We start from the raw sequence: 21,967 nt of genomic DNA on the forward strand, positions 1-21,967 counted from the left end.
CGGCGCCGCTCCAGGCGTCGGCTTTTCGGGAAAAGAGATGAATCCGAATTTTCAGAAGCTTGCGGTCTGGGTGGCAGTGTTCGTTCTGCTCGCAGCGCTCTTCAATCTGTTCAACAGTCCCCAGCAGGCCCGGCGCGGCGCCGAAATCAGCTACTCCGACTTCCTGGCCGCGGTCGAGGCGGGCACGGTGTCGGACGTGACGCTGGCAGGCAACCGTATCTACGGCACGATGCGCGACAGCGCCCAGCCGTTCACCAGCTATGCGCCCTCCGACCCTCAACTGGTGGAGCGCCTCAAGACGAAGGACGTGAAGTTCAAGGCGCGCCCGTCCGACGAGGATGTGCCATCCATCCTCTCGGTTCTTCTCAACTGGTTCCCCATGCTGCTGCTCATCGCGGTGTGGATCTTCTTCATGCGCCAGATGCAGTCGGGCTCGGGCCGCGCGATGGGGTTCGGCAAGAGCCGGGCGAAGCTCCTCACGGAGCGGCAGGGCCGGGTGACGTTCGAGGACGTCGCGGGCGTGGACGAAGCGAAGTCCGACCTTGAAGAGATCGTCGAGTTCCTGCGCGATCCGCAGAAGTTCCAGCGGCTCGGCGGGCGCATTCCGCGCGGCGCGCTGCTCGTCGGTCCTCCGGGTACGGGTAAGACGCTGATCGCTCGCGCGGTCGCGGGCGAAGCGAATGTGCCGTTCTTTACGATCTCCGGTTCCGACTTCGTCGAAATGTTCGTCGGTGTCGGTGCGAGCCGCGTGCGCGACATGTTCGAGCAGGCGAAGAAGAACGCGCCGTGCATCATCTTCATCGACGAGATCGACGCCGTCGGCCGGCACCGTGGCGCGGGCCTCGGCGGCGGCAACGACGAGCGCGAGCAGACGCTCAACCAGCTTCTCGTCGAGATGGACGGTTTCGAAGCGAACGAAGGGATCATCATCATCGCGGCCACCAACCGGCCCGACGTGCTCGACCCCGCGCTTCTGCGTCCCGGCCGTTTCGACCGGCAGATCGTGGTGCCGAACCCGGATGTCGCGGGCCGCGAGAAGATCCTTAAAGTCCATATGAAGAAGAGCCCGATCGCGCCCGACGTCGATCCCAAGGTGATCGCGCGCGGCACGCCGGGCTTCTCGGGCGCGGATCTCGCGAACCTCGTCAACGAAGCCGCGCTGCTTGCCGCGCGCCGTAACAAGCGGCTCGTGACGCAGACCGAGTTCGAGGACGCGAAGGACAAGGTCATGATGGGCGCCGAGCGGCGTTCCATGGTGATGAGCGAGGAAGAGCGGCGCAACACGGCCTATCACGAGGCGGGCCACGCCATCGTCGGCCTCTCCGTTCCCTACGATCCGCTGCACAAGGTGACGATCATTCCGCGGGGACGAGCGCTCGGCGTGACGATGAACCTGCCGGAAGGCGACCGCTACAGCCGCACGCGCCAGTGGTGCGAGGCGCGCATGGCGGTGCTGTTCGGCGGGCGCGAAGCGGAAATCATTCTCGGCGGTCCCGACAACGTGACCAACGGCGCAACCGGCGACATCCAGATGGCGACGCAGCTTGGCCGCGCGATGGTCATGGAGTGGGGCATGTCCGACAAGCTCGGACGCGTGCGCTACAACGGCAACGAGCAGGAGGTGTTCCTCGGGCATTCCGTGACCCAGACCACCAACATCTCGGACGAGACCGCGAAGCTGATCGACGAGGAAATCCGTAACCTCGTGCAGACGGGCGAGGCCAAGGCACGCAAGATCCTGACCGACAACGTGGACAAGCTCCACGCTGTGGCGCAGGCTCTGCTCGATTACGAGACGATCTCGGGCGAAGAGGTTTCGGCGATCCTGCGCGGCGAGAAGATCGTGCGCAACGATGACGATTCCTCGAAAGGGGCTCAGTCGTCCGCCGTGCCGACGGCCGGCCGTGCGCGTCCGCGCGACGAGCCGGGTCCGGGTGTGGGCGGCATGGAGCCTCAGCCACAGGGTTGATCCGGGCCACCTGCTGACGCTAAAGGGAACGGTCGCGCTTTGAGCGCGGCCGTTTTCTTTTGGAGTTCACATCCGCGATGCAGCGCTCGATCTACATCCGCCCGCTCGGTATTTTCGGTGCCGCGCCTGGCGCACACGATGCGCAGGATGACGGTTCCGGCCAGATGTGGGGCGGGCTGCCGCTTGCGGGCGGGCGGCTCGCGTTTTCGGCGCTCGAAGTGCTGGAGCGGAGCGCGCGGGGCACGCAGCGGCGGACGATCGGGCTCGGCGACGTGTTCGAGCGCGACTGGGGCCGCAATACGCTGGCAGCGGCCGATCTTCTAGAGGCGGTCCGCTCGCCGCGGCCGCGGCTCGCGGGGCTTCCCCTCGACCGGCCACGCATCATGGGCATTGTCAACGTGACGCCCGACAGCTTCTCGGACGGCGGTCGTCACGATGAGGCGGCGGCGGCGATCGCGCATGGACTGAAGCTCGCGGACGAGGGCGCCGAGATTCTCGACATCGGCGGCGAGTCGACCCGGCCAGGCTCGGACGCTGTTGCGCTCGACGACGAACTTCGGCGCGTTATCCCGGTTATCGAGGGCTTGAGGGCGAAGACGGATAAGCTGATCTCCATCGATACGCGCAAGGCCGAGGTGATGCGGCGGGCAGCGGCGGCGGGCGCGGATATTCTCAACGACGTGTCGGCGCTGACGCACGACCCCAAGGCGCTCGACGTGGCGGCGGAGAGCGGGCTTCCCGTCATGCTGATGCACGCCCAGGGCGACCCCAAGACGATGAACGACGACCCGCAGTACAGCGATGTCGTGCTCGACGTTTTCGATTATCTGGAGGGGCGGATTCGCGAGTGCGTGGCGGCGGGCATCCCCAAGTCGCGGCTGATTGCCGATCCGGGAATCGGTTTCGGCAAGCATCTTCATCACAATGTGGCGGTTCTGAATGCGCTTAGTCTTTACCACGGTCTTGGCGTGCCGCTTCTGCTCGGTGCCAGCCGGAAAAAGCTGATCGGGCAGATCTGCAACGTGGAGGCGCCGCAAGACCGCGTGCCGGGCTCCATCGCGGCGGCGCTATTCGGCATCGCGCAGGGAGTTCAGATCGTGCGCGTTCACGACGTGGCGGAGACGCGCCAGGCCATCGCCGTGTGGGAGGCGGCGCAGGCCGGGTCTGAGGCTCGGTTGGCTTGACGCCACACGACATCGTTTACAGTGGGCCCTCCCGTCGGGTTTAGGCTCCCGATTGAGCTTAAATTGGCTTTGGGTATCCCAAGGCTCCAACGGTTACTTCTTGCGCCGCGCCTTGGCGCGGGCCGGGAAGAGGCCTAAAATCGCTATCAATTGCCTTGCGCGAGGGACAGATGACACGCCGCTATTTTGGAACGGACGGAATCCGGGGGCTCGCCAACAAGCATCCGATGACCTCGGAGGTTGCGCTTAAGGTCGGCATGGCGGCGGGGCATCTGTTTCAGAACGGCTCGCATCGCCATCGCGTGGTGATCGGCAAGGATACGCGCCTTTCCGGCTATATGCTGGAAGCGGCGTTGATGAGCGGCTTCACGTCGGTCGGCATGGACGTGTTTCTCCTGGGGCCGATGCCGACGCCCGCCGTCGCGATGCTGACGCGGAGCCTGCGCGCGGATCTCGGGGTGATGATCTCCGCCTCGCACAACCGCTACGACGACAACGGCATCAAGCTGTTCGATCCGGACGGCTATAAGCTCTCCGACGACACGGAGCTTGCAATCGAGCGGCTGATCGACGGGCCGAGCGAGGATCTGCTCGTGTCGGCCGACCGCATCGGCCGCGCGACGCGCGTCGACAGCGCGCAGGAGCGCTACATCGAGTTCGCGAAGCGCACGCTGCCGAAGAACCTGCGTCTCAACGATCTTCGTATCGTCATCGATTGCGCGCACGGCGCGGCCTACAAGGTGGCGCCGGCGGCGCTTTGGGAACTGGGCGCGGACGTGGTCGCGATCGGCGTCGATCCCGACGGGCGCAACATCAACAACAAGTGCGGCTCCACGGCACCGCAGGCGCTGATCGACAAGGTGCGCGAAGTGCGTGCTGACATCGGCATTGCGCTCGACGGCGATGCCGACCGTGTCGTGATCGTCGACGAGAAGGGGCGGATCGTCGATGGCGATCAGTTGATGGCGGTGATCGCGGAGAGCTGGCAGCGGCGCGGGAAGCTGTCGGCGGGCGGCGTTGTGGCGACGGTGATGAGCAATCTCGGCCTCGAACGCTACCTGAAGGATCAGGGGCTTTCGCTCGTGCGCACGCCGGTGGGCGACCGCTACGTGGTCGAGCATATGCGCCGGCACGGCTACAACGTGGGTGGCGAGCAGTCGGGGCACATCGTGCTGTCGGATTTCACGACGACGGGTGACGGGCTCGTGTCCTCGCTGCAGGTTCTGGCTTGCGCTGTGGCGACGGGCAAGCCCGTTTCCGAAGTGTGCGCGCGCTTTACGCCGCTGCCGCAGGTTCTCAAGAACGTGCGCTATGCCAACGGTCAGCCGCTCGACGATACGCGTGTGCGCCGCGCCATCGAAGGCGCGAAGGAGAAGCTGGGTGATGCCGGGCGTCTCGTGATCCGTCCGTCGGGGACGGAGCCTGTGATCCGCGTGATGGCGGAAGGCGACGACGAGGGTCTCGTGAATACCGTAGTGGGCGATATCGTCGAAGCGGTCGAGGCGGCCGCGCACGCCGCTTAAGGCTTCTCCATTTCTTAACGAAACCTTTCCATGCGCGCCCGGAGTGTGGCGCGCGTGCCATGGCCGCTCGCCTTAGGAGGCGAGCGGCGCGAAACGGCACGTCATTTAAACGTCTATTAAGCGTTGTCCGACACAGTCCCCTTTGAAGTCAGTGCTGCGTTTGTTTTCAGAGTCCCGTCCTCGCGCTCGGGACAGATTTCGAAAGGGACAGTTATGAAAACCACAAGCGTTTGCGCTTTGCTCGGCGCAGTCGCCAGCGCAGCGCTCCTGACGTTGTCGGCCATGCCGGCAAGCGCTGCAGATCTGGGCTATGGCAGCGTGAAGGACATTCCGCCGCCCGCTCCCTCCGGGCGCGCCTGGTATCTGCGCGGCACCATCGGCATGAAGAACCCGGAGCCGGGCTCGATCTGGGCGGATGAATACGCCACCGGCGCTTTCAACGTTCATCACAAGGACATCAAGAGCTCGACGCTTTACGGCTTCGGTATCGGTATCGAGCACAGCCGCTGGCTGCGCTTCGACCTGACCGGCGAATATCGCGGCAAGCAGCTCTTCGTTGCACACGATTCCTACAACAATGGCGGTCCCTGTCCCGGATGGGGTTGCGGCACGAACGAGCACACGGCCAACCTCAAGAGCTGGCTGGGTCTTGCGAACGCCTATGTCGACCTCGGCACCTGGCATGGCGTGACGCCGTATGTCGGCGGCGGTATCGGTTTCGCGTCGATTACGACGATGGGTTACAAGGACGTCAACGTTCCGCGGAACAGCGTCTGGTTCGCCGAAAATGACAAGACGACCACGAACTTCGCGTGGGCGCTCTACGCGGGGCTCGCCTACGACGTGACCCCGCAGCTCACGCTAGACTTCGGCTATCGCTACACCGATCTCGGTAGCGTCTATACGGGCTCGGTCGTGCCGTTCGACGGCAGCGCTCCGGCGGCGCGCGGTCTGGAGATCCGCGACATCACCTCGCACGATCTGCTGCTGACCGCTCGCTATCGTCTCGGCGGTAACGAGCCGATGTATCCGGTGGCCTTCAAGTAAGGACATTAAAAGAACAGAAGGCGCGGCCGCCTCTCGTGTTTCGTTGCGCGCTGCGTCTTCGTGGGATCGAAAGATACCCCCCTGCGGGGCTGGCCTTGGCCGGCCCCGTTTCGCTTTTCGGGACAGAAGCGAATGCGTCGGCGCGCGGCCTTAATTTGGTCGCGAAACGGCCGCACACGAGCCATCGGACGCGTGTCGCCTTGGCGAAGCATTCGCTCGAGTCTATGCCGTCAATCGGCGATCAATCAACACCAGCAAAGAAGGTTTCCCCGTGAAGCAGGCTCTCGGTTTCGCGCTTCTCATTCTGTCTGTGGGCGTGGGTGCGGCATACGCGGACGAGATCGAAGCGCCATCGCGGATCGAGTCCGTCACCGTGTTTCCGGTCGGTGCCGAAGTCACGCGCGTCGCCAGGGTCGCCGTCAATAAGGGTGAGCACACAATCGTCTTCCGCGATCTGCCGGCGGGCGCCGTCGAGGGATCGATCCGGGTCGAGGGGAACGCCACGGGACGGCTCGAAATCGGGTCGGTCGATACGCGCCGCCTGTTCGTGCCGCGCGCGGATGCGCAAGCGTCCGCCAGCGAGAGGCGGCGTCTCGAAAACGAGATCGAACGCTTGCGCGATCAGCGCGCAAGCTACGAGGCCGAGGCGCAGAGTGCGGAAACGCAAAAGGAGTTGATCGGAAATCTCGCACAGCTTCCGACGCGCCCGGCTCCCGCTGCGGGGAACGCTGCGGAGGAAAACTGGCAGGCCGTGCTTGCGCTGATCACATCCGCTTCGGCCGATGCGCAGCGGGTGCTTCAATCCGCACAGATCAAAATTCGCGATACGGACCGCAGGATCGAAGACATCGAAAAGCAGCTGCGCGAGATCGCGCCGGAGCGAACGGAGCGGACGGAAGCGCGCGTTTTCGTGGTTGCACACGCGCCGCTCGATGCGGACATCACGGTACGCTATCAGGTGGCGCACGCCTCCTGGACGCCGCTCTACGACGTGCGTCTCGCGACGGGATCCAAGACGGTTGCGCCGACCCTCGATCTCACGCGGCGCGCTGCCATCAGCCAGAGAAGCGGTGAAGCCTGGGACAATATCGAGCTGGTGCTTTCGACCACGCGGCCGACGGCGGGGGCGTCCGCGCCGGAGCTTGAGACGATGATCGTCGACTTCGAGCCCGAGATGCCGCCACCGCCTCCGCTTGCCACGACACGTCGCTTTTCCGGTGAGCGTCAGGCGGCGCCTCAGGCGGGTGGGATCGTCGGCCAATACGAAGCGCAGGATATGGTGGCGGCGGCACCGGCGCCTGAGCCCGTGATCGTGGAGGAGCGCGCGGCGGAGGTCGTCCAAGCGCCGTTCCATGCGCTGTTCGCGGTGCCCGGGCGGACCTCAATTCCCGATACGGGGGAGATGAAGCGCGTCCAGCTCGGCAGCGACACGCTGGAGCCGGCGCTGACCATTCGCACGGTGCCGAAGGTCGATGCCAAGGCGTATCTTTACGCGAAGCTCACGGTGCCGAAGGGCGCACCGCTGCTTCCGGGCGCGGCTGCGCTGTTCCGGGACGGGACGTTCGTGGGCTCTGGGCATTTGCCGCTGCTCTCGCCGGACGAGGAGCATGAAATGGGCTTCGGGATCGACGATCTCGTGCGCGTGCGCCATGCGGTCTCGGAGCAGAAGCGCGGCGAGACGGGGCTGATCTCGACGTCGCGAACGGATAGCCGGCACTATCTGCTCTCGGTCAAGAGCATGCACGAGCGGCCGATCTCGCTTGCCGTGTTCGACCAGGTCCCGGTTTCGGCGCACCAGGATATCAAGGTGGAGCTGACGGGGCGGACGGCCCCCTCTCGCCAGGACGTGGACGACAAGCGCGGCGTGCTGGTCTGGGAGGGGACGCTGGAGCCAGATCAGGAGCAGACGGTCGAGTTCGGCTATCGGGTGTCCTGGCCGTCGGCCAAATCGGTTATCTATAGGTAGGGCCGCGATTTAACCGGGTTGCCAGGGCAAGCCTCAGGTTAGGTGTTGGCCAGGGCGGGCCCTGGCGCTAAACCTAGATCTTATCGTTCCGGCCCCGGCTCGATCAGCCGGGGCCATTTCATGACACGTGGTGGTAGGAATGGCTAACGTAGTCGTCGTCGGCGCGCAGTGGGGCGACGAGGGTAAAGGCAAGATCGTCGACTGGCTCTCGGAGCGGGCGGACGTCGTGGTGCGGTTCCAGGGCGGCCACAATGCCGGCCATACGCTCGTCATCGGCGACAAGGTTTACAAGCTTTCGCTGCTGCCCTCGGGCGTCGTGCGGCCGGGCAAGCTCGCGATCATCGGCAACGGCGTGGTCGTCGATCCTTGGGCGCTGGTTGCGGAAATCGAGAAGCTTGCGGGACAGGGCGTTGCCATCACGCGCGAGAACCTCCGCATTGCGGAGAACGCGACGCTCATTTTGCCGTGCCATCGTGATCTCGATCAGATCCGCGAGGAGGCGGCCGGAGACGGCAAGATCGGCACCACGGGACGCGGCATCGGTCCGGCGTACGAGGACAAAGTGGGGCGGCGCGCCATCCGTGCGCAGGACCTGCGCAATCCGGCGACGCTCGGCGTCAAGGTGGACCGCCTGCTGCTGCATCACAACGCGATCCGGCGCGGGCTTGGCCGCGAGGAAGTGAGCAAGGACGCGCTGATCGCAGAGTTGAATGCGATCGCGCCCAAGGTCGTGCCTTACCTCGACGTGACATGGGAGTTGCTCGACCAGGAGCGCAAGGCGGGACGGCGCATTCTGTTCGAGGGTGCGCAGGGCGCGCTGCTCGATATCGACCACGGAACGTATCCGTTCGTCACGTCGTCCAACACGGTGGCCGCACAGGCCGCGACGGGCTCGGGCACGGGCCCCGGTTCGCTCGGCTTCGTGCTCGGCATCGCGAAGGCGTACACGACGCGCGTCGGCGCGGGGCCGTTTCCGACCGAACTCAACGACGAGATCGGTGAGACGATCGGCCAGCGCGGGCACGAGTTCGGCACGGTGACGGGACGCAAGCGGCGCTGTGGCTGGTTCGACGCGGTGCTCGTCCGGCAGGTGGCGAAAGTGGCTGGGATCGACGGCATCGCGCTCACCAAGCTCGACGTTCTCGACGGCTTCTCCGAGATCAAGGTGTGCGTCGGCTATAGGCTCGACGGCGAGCGGTTCAACCGGCTTCCGACGGGGCTCAACGCGCAGAAGCGGGTCGAGCCGATCTGGGAGACGTTCGAGGGCTGGTCGCAATCGACGGCGGGTGCGCGGCGGTGGAAGGATCTGCCGGCGCAGGCGGTCAAGTACGTCCGCCACATCGAGGAACTGATCGAGTGCCCGGTGACGCTGCTCTCGACCAGCCCCGAGCGCGACGACACGATCCTGATGAAGGATCCTTTTGAGGATTAATGACTCAAGCTGAGAGAAGCTTCGCTCAAGGAGCGTGGTGCTTTGTGGATGGCCGCGGCACTTGGCGCGGGGGCGCAGTCGCGCCCCGAGCGCTGCGCGCTGTTTTTTCGCGGTCGACTTAAGCTGAGAGAGGTGTTTGTCAGCGGCCGGAAATGGCGCCGGAGTATTGCGCGAGGGCGCCGTCTTGGAGTTCGAGCGCGAGGATGCGGTTCGGATCGACGGGGCCGGGGAATGTCATCGTGCCGGGCGGCACTGGGCGGAAACCGAGCCGGCCGTAATACGGCTCGTCTCCGATCAGAACGATCAGCTTGAGGCCGTCTGCGCGTGCGGCCGCGATTGCTTCGCGTATCAGGCCGTGACCGTAGCCGCGGCCGCCGTATTCCGGTGCCACGACGAGCGGGCCGAGGAGAAGGGCCCCCGAAGTGCCGCCGATGGCGATCTCCGACATGCGAAGGGCTGCGATGAGGCGGTCGCCGTCCATGGCGCAGCGGCAATAGCGCGACGCGTCGCCATCCGACAATCCCTCGCGCACGCGGTAGGCCGTCCGCGCGAAACGGCCGGGGCCGAACACGCGGTCATGCAGGGCGGAGATGTGGGGAACATCCTCCGGCGTAACGGGCCGGGTGACGATGGGCGAGAGCATGACGGTAGATCCTGGACCGAGTTCGGGTAAGCACGTCAGCGCGGGCAACGCGCGGCGTGCACGCATCGCAGCGGCATCGGTCTCTGGCTCGTGGATCGGTTCGTCATGGCGCGGGCCTTTAGCATGGCGGAAACTAGCGGTCCAGCGCCTCCGAGGTGCGGCGTGGGGCTGTCGTTAAGGAGCCGACCAGTGCGCCGCGCGCGGGCGGAGGCCCATGATTTCTTCCAGCCGGTTGCGGGTGGGCTCGCTCGTGCCGGGAGGCAAGGCATCGAGCGGGAAGAAGCCCTGCTCGGCGATCTCGCGGTTGGGGGGCGGGATTTGGGGCTGGTGCCACGCCCGGACGACGAATAGCGCGATGTGATCGCCGGGAAAGAGGACGTGGTTGGCGTAGAGGCCGAAAAACTCGGGTGGGCCCTGAAGCTCCACGCCCGCCTCTTCGTGAAGCTCTCGTGACATTGCGTCTTCCGCCGTTTCTCCACGCTCCACGCCGCCGCCCGGAAAATGCCAGCCCGATCGATATGTGTGACGGATGAGGAGAACGGTGTTGCCCGAGCGATCGAGCACCACGCCTTGCGCGCCGAGCGTAAGACCGCGAGAGTAGCGCCAGTAGCGTTGCAGAGCTTTGTGGATCATCCGTTCAGGGAACATGCGTCCAATCATACCGTGAGAGACATTCTGCTTCGGGGGAGGCATCCTACATCGAGACGACGTCGTGCATCGAGGGGGCGGCGCTCTCATGGCGGCAGACGTGTTTGAGGGGCTATGACCGACAGCTTTACCCTTGTCCATCTTTCCGATGTTCATCTGGGGCCGATCTCAGGGTTTCATCCGAGATACTGGAACGTCAAGCGTGCGCTCGGTTACATCAACTGGCAGCGCGGGCGCGTGCGTGTCCACCAGAGACGCGTGGCGGACCGGATCGCGGCGGATGCGCTTCGCCAAGCCCCCGACCACATCGCGGTGACAGGGGATCTCGCGAACCTCGGACTCCCCGGTGAATACGCGGCCGCATACGCGTGGCTTCAGGCGCTGGGCGATCCGGAGCGCGTGTCGGTGGTGCCGGGCAACCACGATATCTACACGGGCCGGCTTGGGGGCGCGTCATGCCTTCAGACCTGGGCCCCCTACATGCAGAACAGCGAGTCGTGGCGGGAGGCGGAGCCGGTTCGCTTTCCCTTTGTCCAGATCAAGCGCGAGGTTGCGCTGATCGGATTGAATTCGGCGGTGCCGACGCCGCCGTTCGTCGCGTCGGGGCGGCTCGGGGATGCGCAGCTCGCGCAATTCGAAGCGGCGCTCGCGCGACTGGGAGACGCCGGGTTCATCCGTGTCGTGCTGATCCATCATCCGCCCTTGCCGGGACAGGCGCCGTGGCGACGTGGACTTCAGGACGCGGCGGCGTTCGCGGATGTGCTGGAACGGGCTGGCGCCGAGCTCGTTCTGCACGGTCACAATCATCGCGACATGCTGGAGTGGCGGACGCATGCGGGGCGAGGCGTGCCGGTGCTCGGTGTCGCGTCGGCCTCGGCGGCGCATGCGCACAAGAGCGAGCCGCTTGCGCGTTACAATCTGCTGCGCTTGCGCCGCGAGGATGGCGTGGTGCGCATTCATTGCGAGACGCGCGGGCTTTCCTCGCCCGATGGCGAGATCGTGACGCTCGACCGGCGCGATCTCTGATTTTTTTGCTTTCGGACACAAGCTGCGGGAAGCTTCGCTCAAGGGGCGTGGTGCTTTGTAGAGGGCCGCGGCACTTGCCGCGGGTCGCCTTGCTCCCGGGCGCTTGCGCGCCGGCTTTTTGCACGTCTTGTGTGCATGTGTCGTGTCGATGGCGCGCAATGCGGCCGATTGAGGCGCATACGCGACAGGGCTTCGTGCTAGGGTCCGAACCAATCATGGTCTAGCAGGACTGCAATATTTTGCGCTTCAGACGCCCGCTCAGGATCAATCTGGCCTTGCAAGGTGGCGGCGCGCACGGGGCCTTCACGTGGGGCGTGCTGGATCGCCTTCTCGACGAAGAGGCGCTTTCGTTCGGCTGGATTTCGGGCACGAGCGCGGGTGCGGTGAACGCCGTGGCGCTGGCAGCGGGACTTGCGCAGGGCGGCCGCAAAGGGGCGCAAGCGAAACTGCGCGAGGTGTGGGAAGGCGTGCACAAGGCGGGCGTGCCGGATCTTCTGCGTCTCAATCCGTTTCTGTTCGGACTGACCAACGTCACCACGCTCGCGCAGATGACGACCTTGCTCTCGCCTTACGAGTTCAACCCGCTCGGCTTCGATCCTCTGCGTGCGCTGTTGGCGGACACCATCGATTTCGAGAGCGTGCGTGAGAAAGCGCCCGTCGAGCTGATCATAGCCGCGACGGAAGTTTCGACGGGGCGGGCGCGGCTGTTTCGGCGTGAGGAGATTACGCTCGACGCGGTGCTCGCCTCCGCGTGTCTCCCGACGCTGCACCGGACGGTAGAGATCGACGGGGCCGGGTATTGGGACGGCGGGTTTTCGAAGAACCCGGACCTGATCATGGTCGGTTCGGAAAGCCCGGTCAGGGATACGCTGATCGTGCAGATCAATCCACTGGTGCGGCGCGAGCTTCCGAAGGGCGCGCGCGAGATCGCGGGCACCGTCAACCGTCTGACGTTCAATGCGCCGCTGTTGCGGGACGTAGAGCACATTCTTGCGGTGCGGGAGGCGGTGGGTACGCGCCGCTTCGGCGGCAAGGGACGCGGACGGTATGGGGCGCTCGCGCGGCATCGGTTTCACATGATCGAGGCGGGGCGATATACGTCGTCGCTCTCCGACGACAGCAAGATGAAACCGGATCTCGGACTTCTCACATATCTTCATTCGGCGGGCCGGATGCAGGCCCACAAGTGGCTTGCGCAGAACCTCGCGTCCGTGGGGCGGCGCGAGACGGTGGATTTCACCGAGCGGTTTCTTTTGAACCGGGAGCCGGTTTCCGATGAGGAGAGCGCAGGGGAGACGGACGACGCAGAAGCCGTGGCGTCCAAGCGCGCGTGACGGTGGCGGGCCGTTACGGGCCGACGAGGCGGGCGTAGCCTTCTTCCAGAGACGTTTCGAGCAGGACCTTGAGCTGATCGTAGCCCGCGCTTTTCGGCGTCAGCTCCCCGAGCGCGGTCGATTTGAATTCCTGCCGCTTCACGTAAACGATGGGAGACGAGACCGGCACGTACATTGCGCGCTGCTTATTGAGCGTGGTGATGAGGCCGCGCATCTCGCCCATCTGGTCGAGTTGCGAGACGAGCACCATGCGCATGGCGCCTTTGGTCAGCGACACGAGGTGAACGTACATGGAGGAGGCCGGCACGTAGATGCGCCCCCGGTGGCTGAAGGGCGCGTCGGGGCGCTCGCGCTCTTCGAACAGAAGGCTCGGCCATTCCGGGTCCCAGACGATGTCCGTGCGGTAGGCGACGATGACGTCGGGCTTCGTGAACGAGGGGCGGACGGTGAGGAAGCTGCCGATGTAGTGATCGACGGCGGCACGCGTGTAGGCGCCCATATAGACCGGAGCCACGACGCCGCCCTCGCCGCGCAGGTCCATCGGGTGCGCGGTCTGCATGGTGCCGAACCAGGCTTCCTTGAGCCGCTGGTAATCGAGGCCGAGCACCATCGCCACGTCGAACAGCGTCTGTTCGCGGACGGGCTTGCCGTGCAGCAGGTTCTGGATCGTTTTCTCGTGGCAGTCGGCGGCGTCCGCCAGTTCGGCCTGGGTGAGCTTCTTCTCGACCATGGCGGTGCGCATGAGCTGGACGGCAGCGTCCCGCTCTCTCGTGCTGGTGGTCCGTTTCATGGCGGCAGGCGGCCCTTGGTGCGGGATAACAACTTTCGCAATATATCGGATTTTGCCGTTCTCCCAAGAGGGAAGAGCATCGCGTCGTTAAGCTTCGTCCCGGCGGGGTTCGCCAAAGGTGTGTCCGCAAAAAAGCAGGCCGCATTTGCACGCGGCCTGCTTCGTCTTCCAGTCTGCAATCGTGGCTTGGCTTAGCCGCGGCCGACGACCTCGACGGACACCGGCGCGAGGCCTGCGCCCTGCATTCCGATCACGCCGGCGGCGCGCTTTGAAAGGTCGATGATGCGACCCTTGATGAAGGGGCCACGGTCGTTGATCGTGACGACGACCGATTTGCCGTTGCGCTTGTTGGTGACGCGCACCTTCGTGCCGAAGGGCAGCGAGCGGTGTGCGGCCGTGAGGGCGTTGGGGTTGAAGTAGCCGCCCGAGGCGACCTTCTGGGGCTGCCAGTAGTAGGAGGCGATGCCGTGGGAGCCGCCGCCCGAGCTGAGGGTTCCCGAGGTCTTGGCGCGGCGCTTGACGGCGGCCGGGCGCTTGGCAGCGCGACGGGTGGTGGCCGTGTGCTTCGTCGCGCGGCGCGACGTGGCGTGGCGGTCGTGATGGCGGGCGGCGCGCTTTGCGGCGCGGCGCTCGGCTTTGGCCCGGCGCTCGGCCTTCTTGTGGGCTTTGTAATGGCTGCTGGTCTGCTTGGCTTCCTTTGCGCGGGAGGCGTCAGCGGGGCGAATGTCCATCACGCCAAGCGTGAGAGCCGCCAAAGCGGCGAGTGCAAGAAAACGCATCTTCGATATCTCCATATCCCTCGGGCGACAGTGCCGCGGCTCAAGCGGAGTGATGCTCGCGTTCGATGGCAGGTCCCTTAGCGACACTGCTGCGGGCCGGTTTGGCCGACATGCCCAGGGCCGATTTCGCGGCGCCTCGGGTCGAACGTGTTTGCGAGCTTCCAAGTGAAAAACGAGCCTTAGCGCAACTCCAGAACCTGTCCTGTCTCCTCGTAAATCCGGACGACCATTGGCGGCCCCCCGTTCTGGTGGCGGCACCTGACCAGCCGATTTGGGCAGAATCAACGCTATTTGATGAACGGTGTTCGAACGCTGTTTTGGGGGCGTTGATTTCGCTTTCGATTTTTCTCAAAAGCGGGGCATCTGCGACGGCACGCCGCACAAGATGGTAACTAACGAACCCCTCGCAAGCCCATGAATAGTGTGGCGAATATGTGTTCGTGAAACGGCGCAATATGGAACGCTTGGTTCACACGAAAACGTTGCGCTCGTGCGATAATCGATGCGTCCCCGACGATGCGATGCGGCATTCTCGGACGGTTTCAGCTTCCGGGAGCGTGGCATGACGAACGGCACGCGGACATCCGCCCGCCCGTCGATGGGCGAGATGATCCGTGTTTTTCACCGCATCGGCTGGCTCTCGTTCGGCGGCCCGGCCGGACAGATCGCTCTTATGCATCGGGAGTTGGTCGAGACGAGGCGTTGGCTCGACGAGAAGAGTTATCTCTCCGCTCTCAATTTCTGCATGCTGCTGCCGGGCCCCGAGGCCATGCAACTCGCGACCTATGCAGGGTGGCGCCTGCACGGCGTCGCGGGCGGGCTCGCGGCCGGGCTGCTGTTCGTGCTGCCCGGAGCGCTGCTCATCCTGGTGTTGGGTTTCGGCTATGCCGCTTTCGGGCAGGCACCGTCGGTTGAGGCGTTGTTTCTCGGGATCAAAGCCGCCGTTCTGGCTATCGTGCTGCAAGCGCTGGCCCGTGTGGCGCGCCGATCTCTGGTCGGTCCGCTCGACTGGTTTCTCGCGGGCGCGGCGTTTGCCGGGCTCTTTCTGTTTGCCGTGCCTTTTCCGATCATCGTGGCTGCCGCCTTTCTCATCGGGTTCGTGACGGCGGATCGGACGGAGGCCGTTGCGCTTGGCGCGCCGCCGCCGACGGTCCCGCTTTCGCAGACGCTCCGGACGGTTGCGGTCTGGCTTGCGATCTGGATTTTGCCGCTGGTGGGGGTTGCGCTGGCGTTCGGGCCGACGCACGTGCTGACGACGCTCGCGTGGCTCTATTCGAAACTCGCGGTGGTGACGTTCGGCGGCGCTTACGCGGTGCTCACGTTCATGTCGCAACAGATCGTGGAGGGTTACGGATGGCTCTCGGCGGGCGAGATGCTGGATGCGCTCGGGCTTGCGGAGACGACGCCGGGGCCGCTGATCCTTGTGGGTGAGTTCGTGGGTCTGCTCGCCGCGTGGCGCCATGGCGGCGGGCCGCCCATGCTGATGGGATTTCTGGGCGCGGCAGTGGCGTTGTGGGCGACGTTCGTGCCGTGCTTCCTCTGGATCTTCGCAGGCGCGCCTTACATCGAACGGATTACGCACGAGCCGCGCCTTGCCGGTGGGCTGCGCGCGGTTACGGCTGCGGTTGTCGGCGTCATCTTCAACCTGGCGCTCTGGTTCGCCATTCACGTGCTTTTTTCGCGCGTCGAGCGCGTGGAAGCCGGGCTGCTCTCGGTGGGCGTTCCCGATCTCACTTCGCTTAATGCCGTGCCGGCGGTTCTGTGTGTTCTGGCAGCGGTTCTGCTGATCGGCCGAAGGCGCGGCCTCGTCGAGACGTTGGCCGTTTGCGCGCTTCTGAGCCTCGGATGGTCGCTCATCCCGTAACGCGTGTTCACGACGTTTCGCGCGGAATTCCGTTTTCGGCTTGAAACGACGTGCCCGCTGCCTAGCTTTCTGGGAGGACGGCGCGTGCCGGGGTCACCGCTGCTGTCAGGAGGATCGTACCATGGCCTTTGCCTACCCGACCGGAAGGAGCGCCTTCATGGGCCTTCCAGCGGTGCTCGCCGCGTTCGCCTGGGCGGGACCTGCGGACGCGCGCATCAAGTGCGTGAACGGAAACCAGATCGTGCAAGGGGCGCCGCTCGCGACGCCCTATTGCCAGGACGAACTCGTGGCGCAGGTGGCGCGCGAGCGCGGCATGAAGGTGTCGGGCTCTGCGGTTCGCAACAACCCACATGTGAAGCGCGACGTGTGCCGTTTCGTAGGGCGCGACATCCGAATTCAGCTCGCGTGTATCGACGCCAACAGCATGGGGCGGCGGCGCTTCTGATCCGCGGCGTTCCTCAAATGTAAACGCGCGCGGAGGGTGCTTCCGCGCGCGTGCGATCGATTGGAAGAGACTGTGCGGCCGGATCAGCCGTTCGTCTGGTCGGTCGTATTGGCGTAGCTCTCGACGTCCAGATTGGGCGTGACTTCCGAGACGTCGCGCGCGCGGCGCACGCGGCCGTCGAACATGGCGCCTTCGGAGATCGCGAGCGACTGGTGGAAGATGTCGCCTTCGACCTGGGCGGTGGGGTGGAGGATGACGTTGCGCGCCTTGATGGCGCCGCGGACGCCGCCGCGGACCTCGATGGCGTCGGCGGAGACGGTGCCGATGACGGACCCTTCCTCGCCGATGACGACTTCCTTGCCGTTTACGTCGCCGCGCACGTCACCGTCGATCTGCAACTTGTTCTGCGAGACGATGATGATCTTCTGGCCAAGTATCGCGAGATCCGTGCCGATGACCGACTGGCCGAGCGTCGTTGCAGGACCGAAGGGAGATGCCCGGCCGTTGCCGTTCGGAACGACAGGAGGCGGGGGTGGCGCCAACTCCGTGGCGGTGGGTGGCAACGGTGGCTTCGGCAGTTCCGAATTTGAGCCGCGACTGAACACGCTAAATCTCCCCTGATACGCAGGCAACGGGTTAGCACTATGGAGCCAATTACGGCTACGTAGAGGAAATTTGTCGTTAATCGCTTTATGACAGACGCGCTGTCGCGGCATGGCCACGGCGAGCGGCGGCGTTGGGGCTACTCTTTTGCCCCCAGCTCTCCGGTCAGGAACTGGGCGCGGCCGTGTCCGAAGGACCAGTCCTCGTCTGTATTTTCGATCATCGAGACAACGAGGTCGGCCGGCGCGATGCCGCAACTTTTCTCTAGTTCCTCCGCAAGCAGACGATAGAACGTTTCCTTCGCTTCGCGCCCGCGCGGGCGGCTCGTGACCTGCAGAAATACGACCTTTTCCGTGCGGGAGATGCCAAGCCCGGTGTCCTCGACGATGAGCCGCGAGGGCTTATGCTCGTGGACGATCTGGTAGCGGTCGCGCCCGGGCACCTTGAAGGCGGCGAGCATGGCGCGGTGCGCGGCGTCGAGCAGCATTTGAAGCTCGGCGTCGGAGCGGCCCTCGATGAGGTCGAAGCGAAGCAGGGGCATGGGCGCGCCTTCCTGTGGGGGGATGAGAGGATCGGGTATCGCGAGCTTAACGCCTAGTCGCGAGACGGTCGCGGGGCAATCGGGCTTTGGTCGATCCGTTGCGGTCCGGAGCTGGTGCCCGCTGCTAATCCGATGGACGCGCGTTCGGGGGCGTGCGATATGCAGTCGACAGACTGCACCGTCTTTACGCTTGGCTGGAGGCACCATGTTCAGCACTGGCGTTTCACGAACTGGCCGCCCGACCGTATGCGCTGCCATGGCGGCGGTGCTCATGACGTTTGCCTTCGTGGCCCATGCCGCGAACGACGAAAATCCGCAGGTCTCTGTCGGCGCGACGACGACGCTCGAACTCGACGGCAATCCTTCGACCGGCTATCGCTGGGTTCTCGACGTGGCTGCGAGCGAAAACACCGAAATCGTGACGGTTGAGGACGCGGGTTATGCAAAGCCTGCGACGGAACCGGGCAAGCGGCCGGTGCTCGGGGCGCCGTCCAAGCAGCGGTTTCAGGTCACCGGCGTCGCGTCCGGGGAAGCGATGCTCGTGTTCTATTACGTGAGATCGGGCGACGAAGCGCCGAGCAAGACACAAGAGTTTCTCGTCGAAGTGATCGGCGGAAACGAATAGGGCGAAATCGCGGCTTACCGGCTGTTTCCGGACGTTGCGCCCGGATGGATTGCCGGGGATCGCCTCCTTATGCGACGACTCTCATGCCTGCTGTGGTGCAGGTGATTTGGAGTTCTTCGCGCTGCCATGACCTCGACGGGTTTCGGTTTCCGCTCATTCTTCGTTGTGTGGCTGATCGTGGTGGCGCTCATGCTTGCGCTCGCGGCTCCGGGCCGTGCGGGCGACGGGCAGATCGTGCACGTGGGGGAAGCAACGGAACTGGTTCTCGACGGTGATGGCTGGGCGCTCGACAAAGGCACGGGGCGGAATGCGGGCCTCGTGGCCGTTCGGAAAGCCGGAGGATCGGGTGCGTCGCGGTTCGTGGTGCGCGGGCTCAAGACCGGCCAAGTCGAGCTCGTGTTTCGCAGTGGGCCGAAGACGTTCCGCGCCTCTATCGACGTTCTCAATTGAGACCGGACCGCGCAGCGCTGTCCGCGCTGGTCTGCTCGTCTCTTGTTCTCAAAAATCAAAAGGGGCTGCCTAAGGCAGCCCCTCGTGAGATTTCGGCGGCGTGTGCCGGCGGTTGTGGCGCCGGAGCCGCTTGTCGCTTGTGCCTAAGCGGCGCCCAGAGGCTGATCCGGCTTCGACCCAAGTGACCGCGACATCGCCGTCCTCAAGATCCCACTCGACATCGGATCACCTCCTTCCAGTTGTTGAACGATGGAGGAAGCCTGCCATGCTTCGCGGGAAATGCAAAGTTACGATTTGGATAGCTTCCGCAACCGTTTGGCGGGCCGGATTCACGCCGCGGTGACGGTTCCGTCCCAACGCGGGTAGTCGATGTAGCCGCCCGCATCGCCGCCGTAGAAGGTGGCCTGATCGCCCTCGGCCAGCGGTGCGCCGTTGCGGAGACGCTCGACAAGATCGGGATTGGCGATGAACGGACGGCCGAAGCAGATGAGATCCGCCAAGTTCTCGCGGCGCGCTTCGAGCGCGAGATCGAGGTCGTAGCCGTTGTTGACCATGTAGGTGCCGTTGAAGGCTTTGCGGAGCTTCTGCAAGTCGAAGCCGCCCTCCGGCGTGCGCGTGCCGCCGGTGTCGCCTTCGATGACGTGCACGTAGGCGAGGCCGAACGGATTGAGCTGGTCGATCAGCGAGAGATAAACCGGCTCGGGGTTCGAGTCGCCTGTGTCGCCGAAGGTCGTGAGCGGCGAGAGGCGAATGCCGACGCGATCTCCGCCCCAGACCTTGGTGACGGCTTCGGTGACCTCGACCACGATGCGTGTGCGGTTTTCGATGGAGCCGCCGTAGCGGTCCGTGCGCTGGTTCGACTTGTCGGCGAGGAATTGCTGCAGGAGGTAGCCGTTGGCGGCGTGGATCTCGACGCCGTCGAAGCCCGCATCTTTCGCGAGCTGGGCTGCGTGCGCATAGTCGGCGACGATGCCCGCGATCTCATCCGTCTCCAGCGCGCGGGGCGTGACGTGCGGCTTGAAGCCGTCATTCGTGAAAGCCTGGCCCTCCGGGCGCACGGCACTCGGTGCGACGGGGAGCGCGCCGTTCGGCTGGATGTCGGGATGCGAGATACGGCCCACGTGCCAGAGCTGGAGGAAGATGCGGCCGCCCTTGTCGTGCACGGCCTTGGTCGTGAGCTTCCAGCCCTCGGCTTGCTCGGCCGTCCAGATGCCCGGCGTCAGGACGTAGCCTTTGGCGGTGGGGGAGATGTTGGTCGCTTCCGCGATCAAGAGACCGGCGCTGGCGCGCTGGGCGTAATATGTCGCCTGGAGCTCGCCGGGGACACCGTTTTCATCGGCGCGCGAGCGGGTGAGCGGCGCCATCACGATGCGGTTCGAGAGCGTGTAAGGGCCGAGCGGCACGGGGTTGAAGAGATCGGTGCCGGCGGCGGCCTGCGGGATAGGTTCGATAGACATGGGAATTTTCCAGTGTGCTGGTGGGATTGGAGAAGGAGGGATGGACGAAACGCTTCCCGCATTTGGGGGTGCTGCGCACAAGGTGCAAGGCGGGGGTTTCGTGCGTGTGCCCGAGAGCCTACAGTACAAGGCAGCCTGCGATCCAATCGGAAGGAGCGATAAGCAAATGAAAAAGCTCGTAACCCTTGCCGCGCTCATCGCTGCGCCGTTGGGGCTCGCTGCCGGGGCCGCATCGGGCGACGATGCCGTGTCGAAGACCGCTTGGGATTTCGAGTTCACGTCCATTGACGGTCAGCCGATGCCGCTTGCGGACTACCGCGGGCAGGTGCTGCTGGTTGTGAACACCGCGTCGATGTGCGGGTTCACGAAGCAATATTCAGGGCTGCAGGCCCTGCACGAGAAATACGAAGCGCAGGGCTTTAAGGTGGTTGGCGTGCCGTCGAACGATTTCGGCTCGCAGGAACCGAAGGCGGCGGGTGAGATCAAGGATTTCTGCGAGACGACGTTCGGCGTCACGTTTCCCATGACCGACAAGTCCGAAGTCACGGGGAGTGAGGCGCATCCCTTCTATGCGTGGGCGCGCGAGGAACTGGGCTGGCTGAACGCGCCGAAGTGGAACTTCCACAAGTATCTTGTCGGGCGTGACGGGGCGCTGGTGACGAGCTTCTTCTCGCAGACGACGCCGGAGTCGGAGAAGGTGATCCGCGCCGTGGAAGCCGAACTCGCGAAGGCGAAGGATCAGGCGGCGCTGGATTAGCGCGATGGCGATCGCGGCGGACTAATCAAACCTCGCTTCCCGCGGCGCGGCGGGCGGTGTGCATTTCGAGGACGCGGCCGATGCCGGCGAGCAGCGAGCCGATTGCGAACAGTCCGATGACGACGATCTGCAGGTAGCCTTCGATCTCCTGGTGCCCGATCACCAGCTCGGCGACGTCGGCGTCGGAGTTCTTATAGGCGTTGAGGATTTTTTCACGCCGTTCTTCGGCGTCGGCAATGCGTTCGGCGGGTGCGTTCAGCTGCTGGAGCAGCGTCACCTGATTGTCGTAGAGCGCCTTGAGCTGAATTTGCGACTGCTGCTGGTTGTTGAAGGCGACGAGCCGCCATTCGATCTCGCGCTTCAAGGGCTCGACGTAGAACAGCTGCGTGGCGGTGGATGCCAGCAGGAATGCGATGCCGACGAGTTCGCCGATCTGATAGCCCTTAAGACGCATGGATCTTCCCCTTCCGTTGACGGAGAAGACGTTAGCGTGCCCGTTTGCCGTGGTCGATGGGATTGGAACCCGATCAGGGCTGCTGCTCGGCTGGTGGCGTGGCGGGTTGGCTTGCTCCGGTGGGCTCTTCCGCAATGCGCTCGACCTTGGCGGCCATCTTGGGGATGAGCTGCACCTTGTAGCGCGCGCCTTCGCAGGTGAGCAGCCAGACCGCCTCGTCGGGCTTGCTGTCGTGCTTTTCCCGCTCCGCGCTCTCGGGGTTCTTGCACTCGAACCCCTGCTTGCGGAGCTGGACGGCGATGACGTCCTTGGAGACGGCGGGATCGGCAGCGAGTGCGCTGTCGGGTGAGGAAAAGAGCAACGCGGAGGCTAAGAGCCCCAGGGCGGCAGTGGATCGGATCGCGGTCATCGGCTCACCCCTCGTTCTGTG

General features: G+C 64.8%; 22 protein-coding genes. 13 read left to right on the plus strand and 9 right to left on the minus strand.

Going from position 1 to position 21,967, the window contains the following annotated elements; translation table 11 throughout:
• The first annotated feature begins 37 nt into the window (after positions 1–37).
• The 6 genes from ftsH (at position 38) to W911_RS08230 (ending at position 9,121) form a co-directional block, all read left to right on the plus strand.
• Positions 38–1,969 (plus strand): ATP-dependent zinc metalloprotease FtsH, encoded by a 1,932-nt coding sequence (gene ftsH / locus W911_RS08205; protein ID WP_023787078.1) that lies wholly within the window; start codon positions 38–40, stop codon positions 1,967–1,969.
• Between the two features lie 77 nt (positions 1,970–2,046).
• Positions 2,047–3,153, plus strand: coding sequence for a dihydropteroate synthase (gene folP, locus W911_RS08210; RefSeq protein ID WP_041318029.1), 1,107 nt, complete (start codon positions 2,047–2,049; stop codon positions 3,151–3,153).
• A gap of 170 nt (positions 3,154–3,323) precedes the next feature.
• Positions 3,324–4,676, plus strand: coding sequence for a phosphoglucosamine mutase (gene glmM, locus W911_RS08215; protein ID WP_023787080.1), 1,353 nt, complete (start codon positions 3,324–3,326; stop codon positions 4,674–4,676).
• 213 nt (positions 4,677–4,889) lie between these two features.
• On the plus strand, positions 4,890–5,723 hold the full coding sequence (locus W911_RS08220; RefSeq protein ID WP_023787081.1) for an outer membrane protein: 834 nt from the start codon (positions 4,890–4,892) through the stop codon (positions 5,721–5,723).
• A gap of 271 nt (positions 5,724–5,994) precedes the next feature.
• Positions 5,995–7,689, plus strand: coding sequence for a mucoidy inhibitor MuiA family protein (locus W911_RS08225; RefSeq protein ID WP_023787082.1), 1,695 nt, complete (start codon positions 5,995–5,997; stop codon positions 7,687–7,689).
• 139 nt (positions 7,690–7,828) lie between these two features.
• Positions 7,829–9,121, plus strand: a complete 1,293-nt coding sequence (locus W911_RS08230; RefSeq protein ID WP_023787083.1) for an adenylosuccinate synthase — start codon at positions 7,829–7,831, stop codon at positions 9,119–9,121.
• Positions 9,122–9,260: 139 nt separating this feature from the next.
• On the opposite strand, the gene W911_RS08235 is transcribed toward W911_RS08230, so the two are convergent.
• Together W911_RS08235 and W911_RS08240 are read right to left on the minus strand one after the other, a co-directional pair.
• Positions 9,261–9,764, minus strand: a complete 504-nt coding sequence (locus tag W911_RS08235; protein WP_023787084.1) for a GNAT family N-acetyltransferase — start codon at positions 9,762–9,764, stop codon at positions 9,261–9,263.
• 174 nt (positions 9,765–9,938) lie between these two features.
• Entirely contained in the window at positions 9,939–10,412 is a 474-nt protein-coding gene (locus W911_RS08240) for an NUDIX domain-containing protein (RefSeq protein ID WP_041318035.1), read from the minus strand.
• 114 nt (positions 10,413–10,526) lie between these two features.
• Between W911_RS08240 and W911_RS08245 the strand changes: the two genes are divergently transcribed.
• Both W911_RS08245 and W911_RS08250 read left to right on the plus strand, forming a co-directional pair.
• A complete protein-coding gene (locus tag W911_RS08245) occupies positions 10,527–11,438 on the plus strand; it encodes a metallophosphoesterase family protein (protein WP_023787086.1) in 912 nt (303 codons plus the stop codon).
• A gap of 239 nt (positions 11,439–11,677) precedes the next feature.
• Positions 11,678–12,772: a patatin-like phospholipase family protein gene (locus tag W911_RS08250; RefSeq protein ID WP_023787087.1), complete on the plus strand. Its 1,095-nt coding sequence runs from the start codon at positions 11,678–11,680 to the stop codon at positions 12,770–12,772.
• A 13-nt stretch (positions 12,773–12,785) separates the two neighbouring features.
• Here the strand turns inward: W911_RS08250 and W911_RS08255 are convergent, their stop codons facing one another.
• Together W911_RS08255 and W911_RS08260 are read right to left on the minus strand one after the other, a co-directional pair.
• Complete coding sequence (locus W911_RS08255; RefSeq protein ID WP_023787088.1) at positions 12,786–13,562, minus strand: helix-turn-helix domain-containing protein; 777 nt, start codon at positions 13,560–13,562, stop codon at positions 12,786–12,788.
• A gap of 191 nt (positions 13,563–13,753) precedes the next feature.
• Positions 13,754–14,341: a septal ring lytic transglycosylase RlpA family protein gene (locus W911_RS08260; protein ID WP_041318038.1), complete on the minus strand. Its 588-nt coding sequence runs from the start codon at positions 14,339–14,341 to the stop codon at positions 13,754–13,756.
• A gap of 562 nt (positions 14,342–14,903) precedes the next feature.
• Between W911_RS08260 and chrA the strand changes: the two genes are divergently transcribed.
• Together chrA and W911_RS08270 are read left to right on the plus strand one after the other, a co-directional pair.
• Complete coding sequence (chrA, locus tag W911_RS08265) at positions 14,904–16,205, plus strand: chromate efflux transporter (protein WP_023787090.1); 1,302 nt, start codon at positions 14,904–14,906, stop codon at positions 16,203–16,205.
• Between the two features lie 157 nt (positions 16,206–16,362).
• Positions 16,363–16,650 (plus strand): hypothetical protein, encoded by a 288-nt coding sequence (locus tag W911_RS08270; RefSeq protein ID WP_244438640.1) that lies wholly within the window; start codon positions 16,363–16,365, stop codon positions 16,648–16,650.
• A gap of 83 nt (positions 16,651–16,733) precedes the next feature.
• Here W911_RS08270 and W911_RS08275 read toward each other — a convergent pair whose 3' ends face one another.
• The gene (locus tag W911_RS08275; protein WP_158412847.1) at positions 16,734–17,213 is read right to left on the minus strand and encodes a bactofilin family protein; all 480 of its coding nucleotides are present in this window, start codon (positions 17,211–17,213) and stop codon (positions 16,734–16,736) included.
• A gap of 179 nt (positions 17,214–17,392) precedes the next feature.
• Positions 17,393–17,794: a tautomerase family protein gene (locus W911_RS08280; RefSeq protein WP_023787093.1), complete on the minus strand. Its 402-nt coding sequence runs from the start codon at positions 17,792–17,794 to the stop codon at positions 17,393–17,395.
• Between the two features lie 205 nt (positions 17,795–17,999).
• On the opposite strand from W911_RS08280, the gene W911_RS18345 reads away from it, so the two are divergent.
• Positions 18,000–18,419, plus strand: a complete 420-nt coding sequence (locus tag W911_RS18345) for a protease inhibitor I42 family protein (RefSeq protein ID WP_158412848.1) — start codon at positions 18,000–18,002, stop codon at positions 18,417–18,419.
• A 126-nt stretch (positions 18,420–18,545) separates the two neighbouring features.
• Entirely contained in the window at positions 18,546–18,869 is a 324-nt protein-coding gene (locus W911_RS08290) for a hypothetical protein (protein WP_023787095.1), read from the plus strand.
• A gap of 329 nt (positions 18,870–19,198) precedes the next feature.
• Here W911_RS08290 and W911_RS08295 read toward each other — a convergent pair whose 3' ends face one another.
• On the minus strand, positions 19,199–20,326 hold the full coding sequence (locus tag W911_RS08295) for an alkene reductase (protein ID WP_023787096.1): 1,128 nt from the start codon (positions 20,324–20,326) through the stop codon (positions 19,199–19,201).
• A 166-nt stretch (positions 20,327–20,492) separates the two neighbouring features.
• On the opposite strand from W911_RS08295, the gene W911_RS08300 reads away from it, so the two are divergent.
• The gene (locus W911_RS08300) at positions 20,493–21,083 is read left to right on the plus strand and encodes a glutathione peroxidase (protein WP_041318050.1); all 591 of its coding nucleotides are present in this window, start codon (positions 20,493–20,495) and stop codon (positions 21,081–21,083) included.
• A gap of 25 nt (positions 21,084–21,108) precedes the next feature.
• On the opposite strand, the gene W911_RS08305 is transcribed toward W911_RS08300, so the two are convergent.
• Positions 21,109–21,537, minus strand: a complete 429-nt coding sequence (locus W911_RS08305; RefSeq protein WP_023787098.1) for a hypothetical protein — start codon at positions 21,535–21,537, stop codon at positions 21,109–21,111.
• A gap of 73 nt (positions 21,538–21,610) precedes the next feature.
• Positions 21,611–21,946 carry a hypothetical protein gene (locus W911_RS08310; RefSeq protein ID WP_023787099.1) on the minus strand — a complete coding sequence of 112 codons (336 nt, stop codon included), beginning with the start codon at positions 21,944–21,946 and terminating at the stop codon, positions 21,611–21,613.
• Between the last annotated feature and the right edge of the window lie 21 nt (positions 21,947–21,967).

Origin of the sequence: Hyphomicrobium nitrativorans NL23, assembly GCF_000503895.1 — a bacterium.
In the GTDB taxonomy this organism is placed as follows: Bacteria; Pseudomonadota; Alphaproteobacteria; order Rhizobiales; family Hyphomicrobiaceae; genus Hyphomicrobium_C; species Hyphomicrobium_C nitrativorans.

What these genes read in the sequence shown, in the direction of transcription:
- ftsH (WP_023787078.1), top strand. Translation starts at nt 38, where the DNA reads ATGAATCCGAATTTTCAGAAGCTTGCGGTCTGGGTGGCAGTGTTCGTT.
- folP (WP_041318029.1), top strand. Translation starts at nt 2,047, where the DNA reads ATGCAGCGCTCGATCTACATCCGCCCGCTCGGTATTTTCGGTGCCGCG.
- glmM (WP_023787080.1), top strand. Translation starts at nt 3,324, where the DNA reads ATGACACGCCGCTATTTTGGAACGGACGGAATCCGGGGGCTCGCCAAC.
- W911_RS08220 (WP_023787081.1), top strand. Translation starts at nt 4,890, where the DNA reads ATGAAAACCACAAGCGTTTGCGCTTTGCTCGGCGCAGTCGCCAGCGCA.
- W911_RS08230 (WP_023787083.1), top strand. Translation starts at nt 7,829, where the DNA reads ATGGCTAACGTAGTCGTCGTCGGCGCGCAGTGGGGCGACGAGGGTAAA.
- W911_RS08235 (WP_023787084.1), bottom strand. Translation starts at nt 9,764, where the DNA reads ATGCTCTCGCCCATCGTCACCCGGCCCGTTACGCCGGAGGATGTTCCC.
- W911_RS08240 (WP_041318035.1), bottom strand. Translation starts at nt 10,412, where the DNA reads ATGTTCCCTGAACGGATGATCCACAAAGCTCTGCAACGCTACTGGCGC.
- W911_RS08245 (WP_023787086.1), top strand. Translation starts at nt 10,527, where the DNA reads ATGACCGACAGCTTTACCCTTGTCCATCTTTCCGATGTTCATCTGGGG.
- W911_RS08255 (WP_023787088.1), bottom strand. Translation starts at nt 13,562, where the DNA reads ATGAAACGGACCACCAGCACGAGAGAGCGGGACGCTGCCGTCCAGCTC.
- W911_RS08260 (WP_041318038.1), bottom strand. Translation starts at nt 14,341, where the DNA reads ATGCGTTTTCTTGCACTCGCCGCTTTGGCGGCTCTCACGCTTGGCGTG.
- chrA (WP_023787090.1), top strand. Translation starts at nt 14,904, where the DNA reads ATGACGAACGGCACGCGGACATCCGCCCGCCCGTCGATGGGCGAGATG.
- W911_RS08270 (WP_244438640.1), top strand. Translation starts at nt 16,363, where the DNA reads ATGGGCCTTCCAGCGGTGCTCGCCGCGTTCGCCTGGGCGGGACCTGCG.
- W911_RS08280 (WP_023787093.1), bottom strand. Translation starts at nt 17,794, where the DNA reads ATGCCCCTGCTTCGCTTCGACCTCATCGAGGGCCGCTCCGACGCCGAG.
- W911_RS18345 (WP_158412848.1), top strand. Translation starts at nt 18,000, where the DNA reads ATGTTCAGCACTGGCGTTTCACGAACTGGCCGCCCGACCGTATGCGCT.
- W911_RS08290 (WP_023787095.1), top strand. Translation starts at nt 18,546, where the DNA reads ATGACCTCGACGGGTTTCGGTTTCCGCTCATTCTTCGTTGTGTGGCTG.
- W911_RS08295 (WP_023787096.1), bottom strand. Translation starts at nt 20,326, where the DNA reads ATGTCTATCGAACCTATCCCGCAGGCCGCCGCCGGCACCGATCTCTTC.
- W911_RS08300 (WP_041318050.1), top strand. Translation starts at nt 20,493, where the DNA reads ATGAAAAAGCTCGTAACCCTTGCCGCGCTCATCGCTGCGCCGTTGGGG.
- W911_RS08305 (WP_023787098.1), bottom strand. Translation starts at nt 21,537, where the DNA reads ATGCGTCTTAAGGGCTATCAGATCGGCGAACTCGTCGGCATCGCATTC.
- W911_RS08310 (WP_023787099.1), bottom strand. Translation starts at nt 21,946, where the DNA reads ATGACCGCGATCCGATCCACTGCCGCCCTGGGGCTCTTAGCCTCCGCG.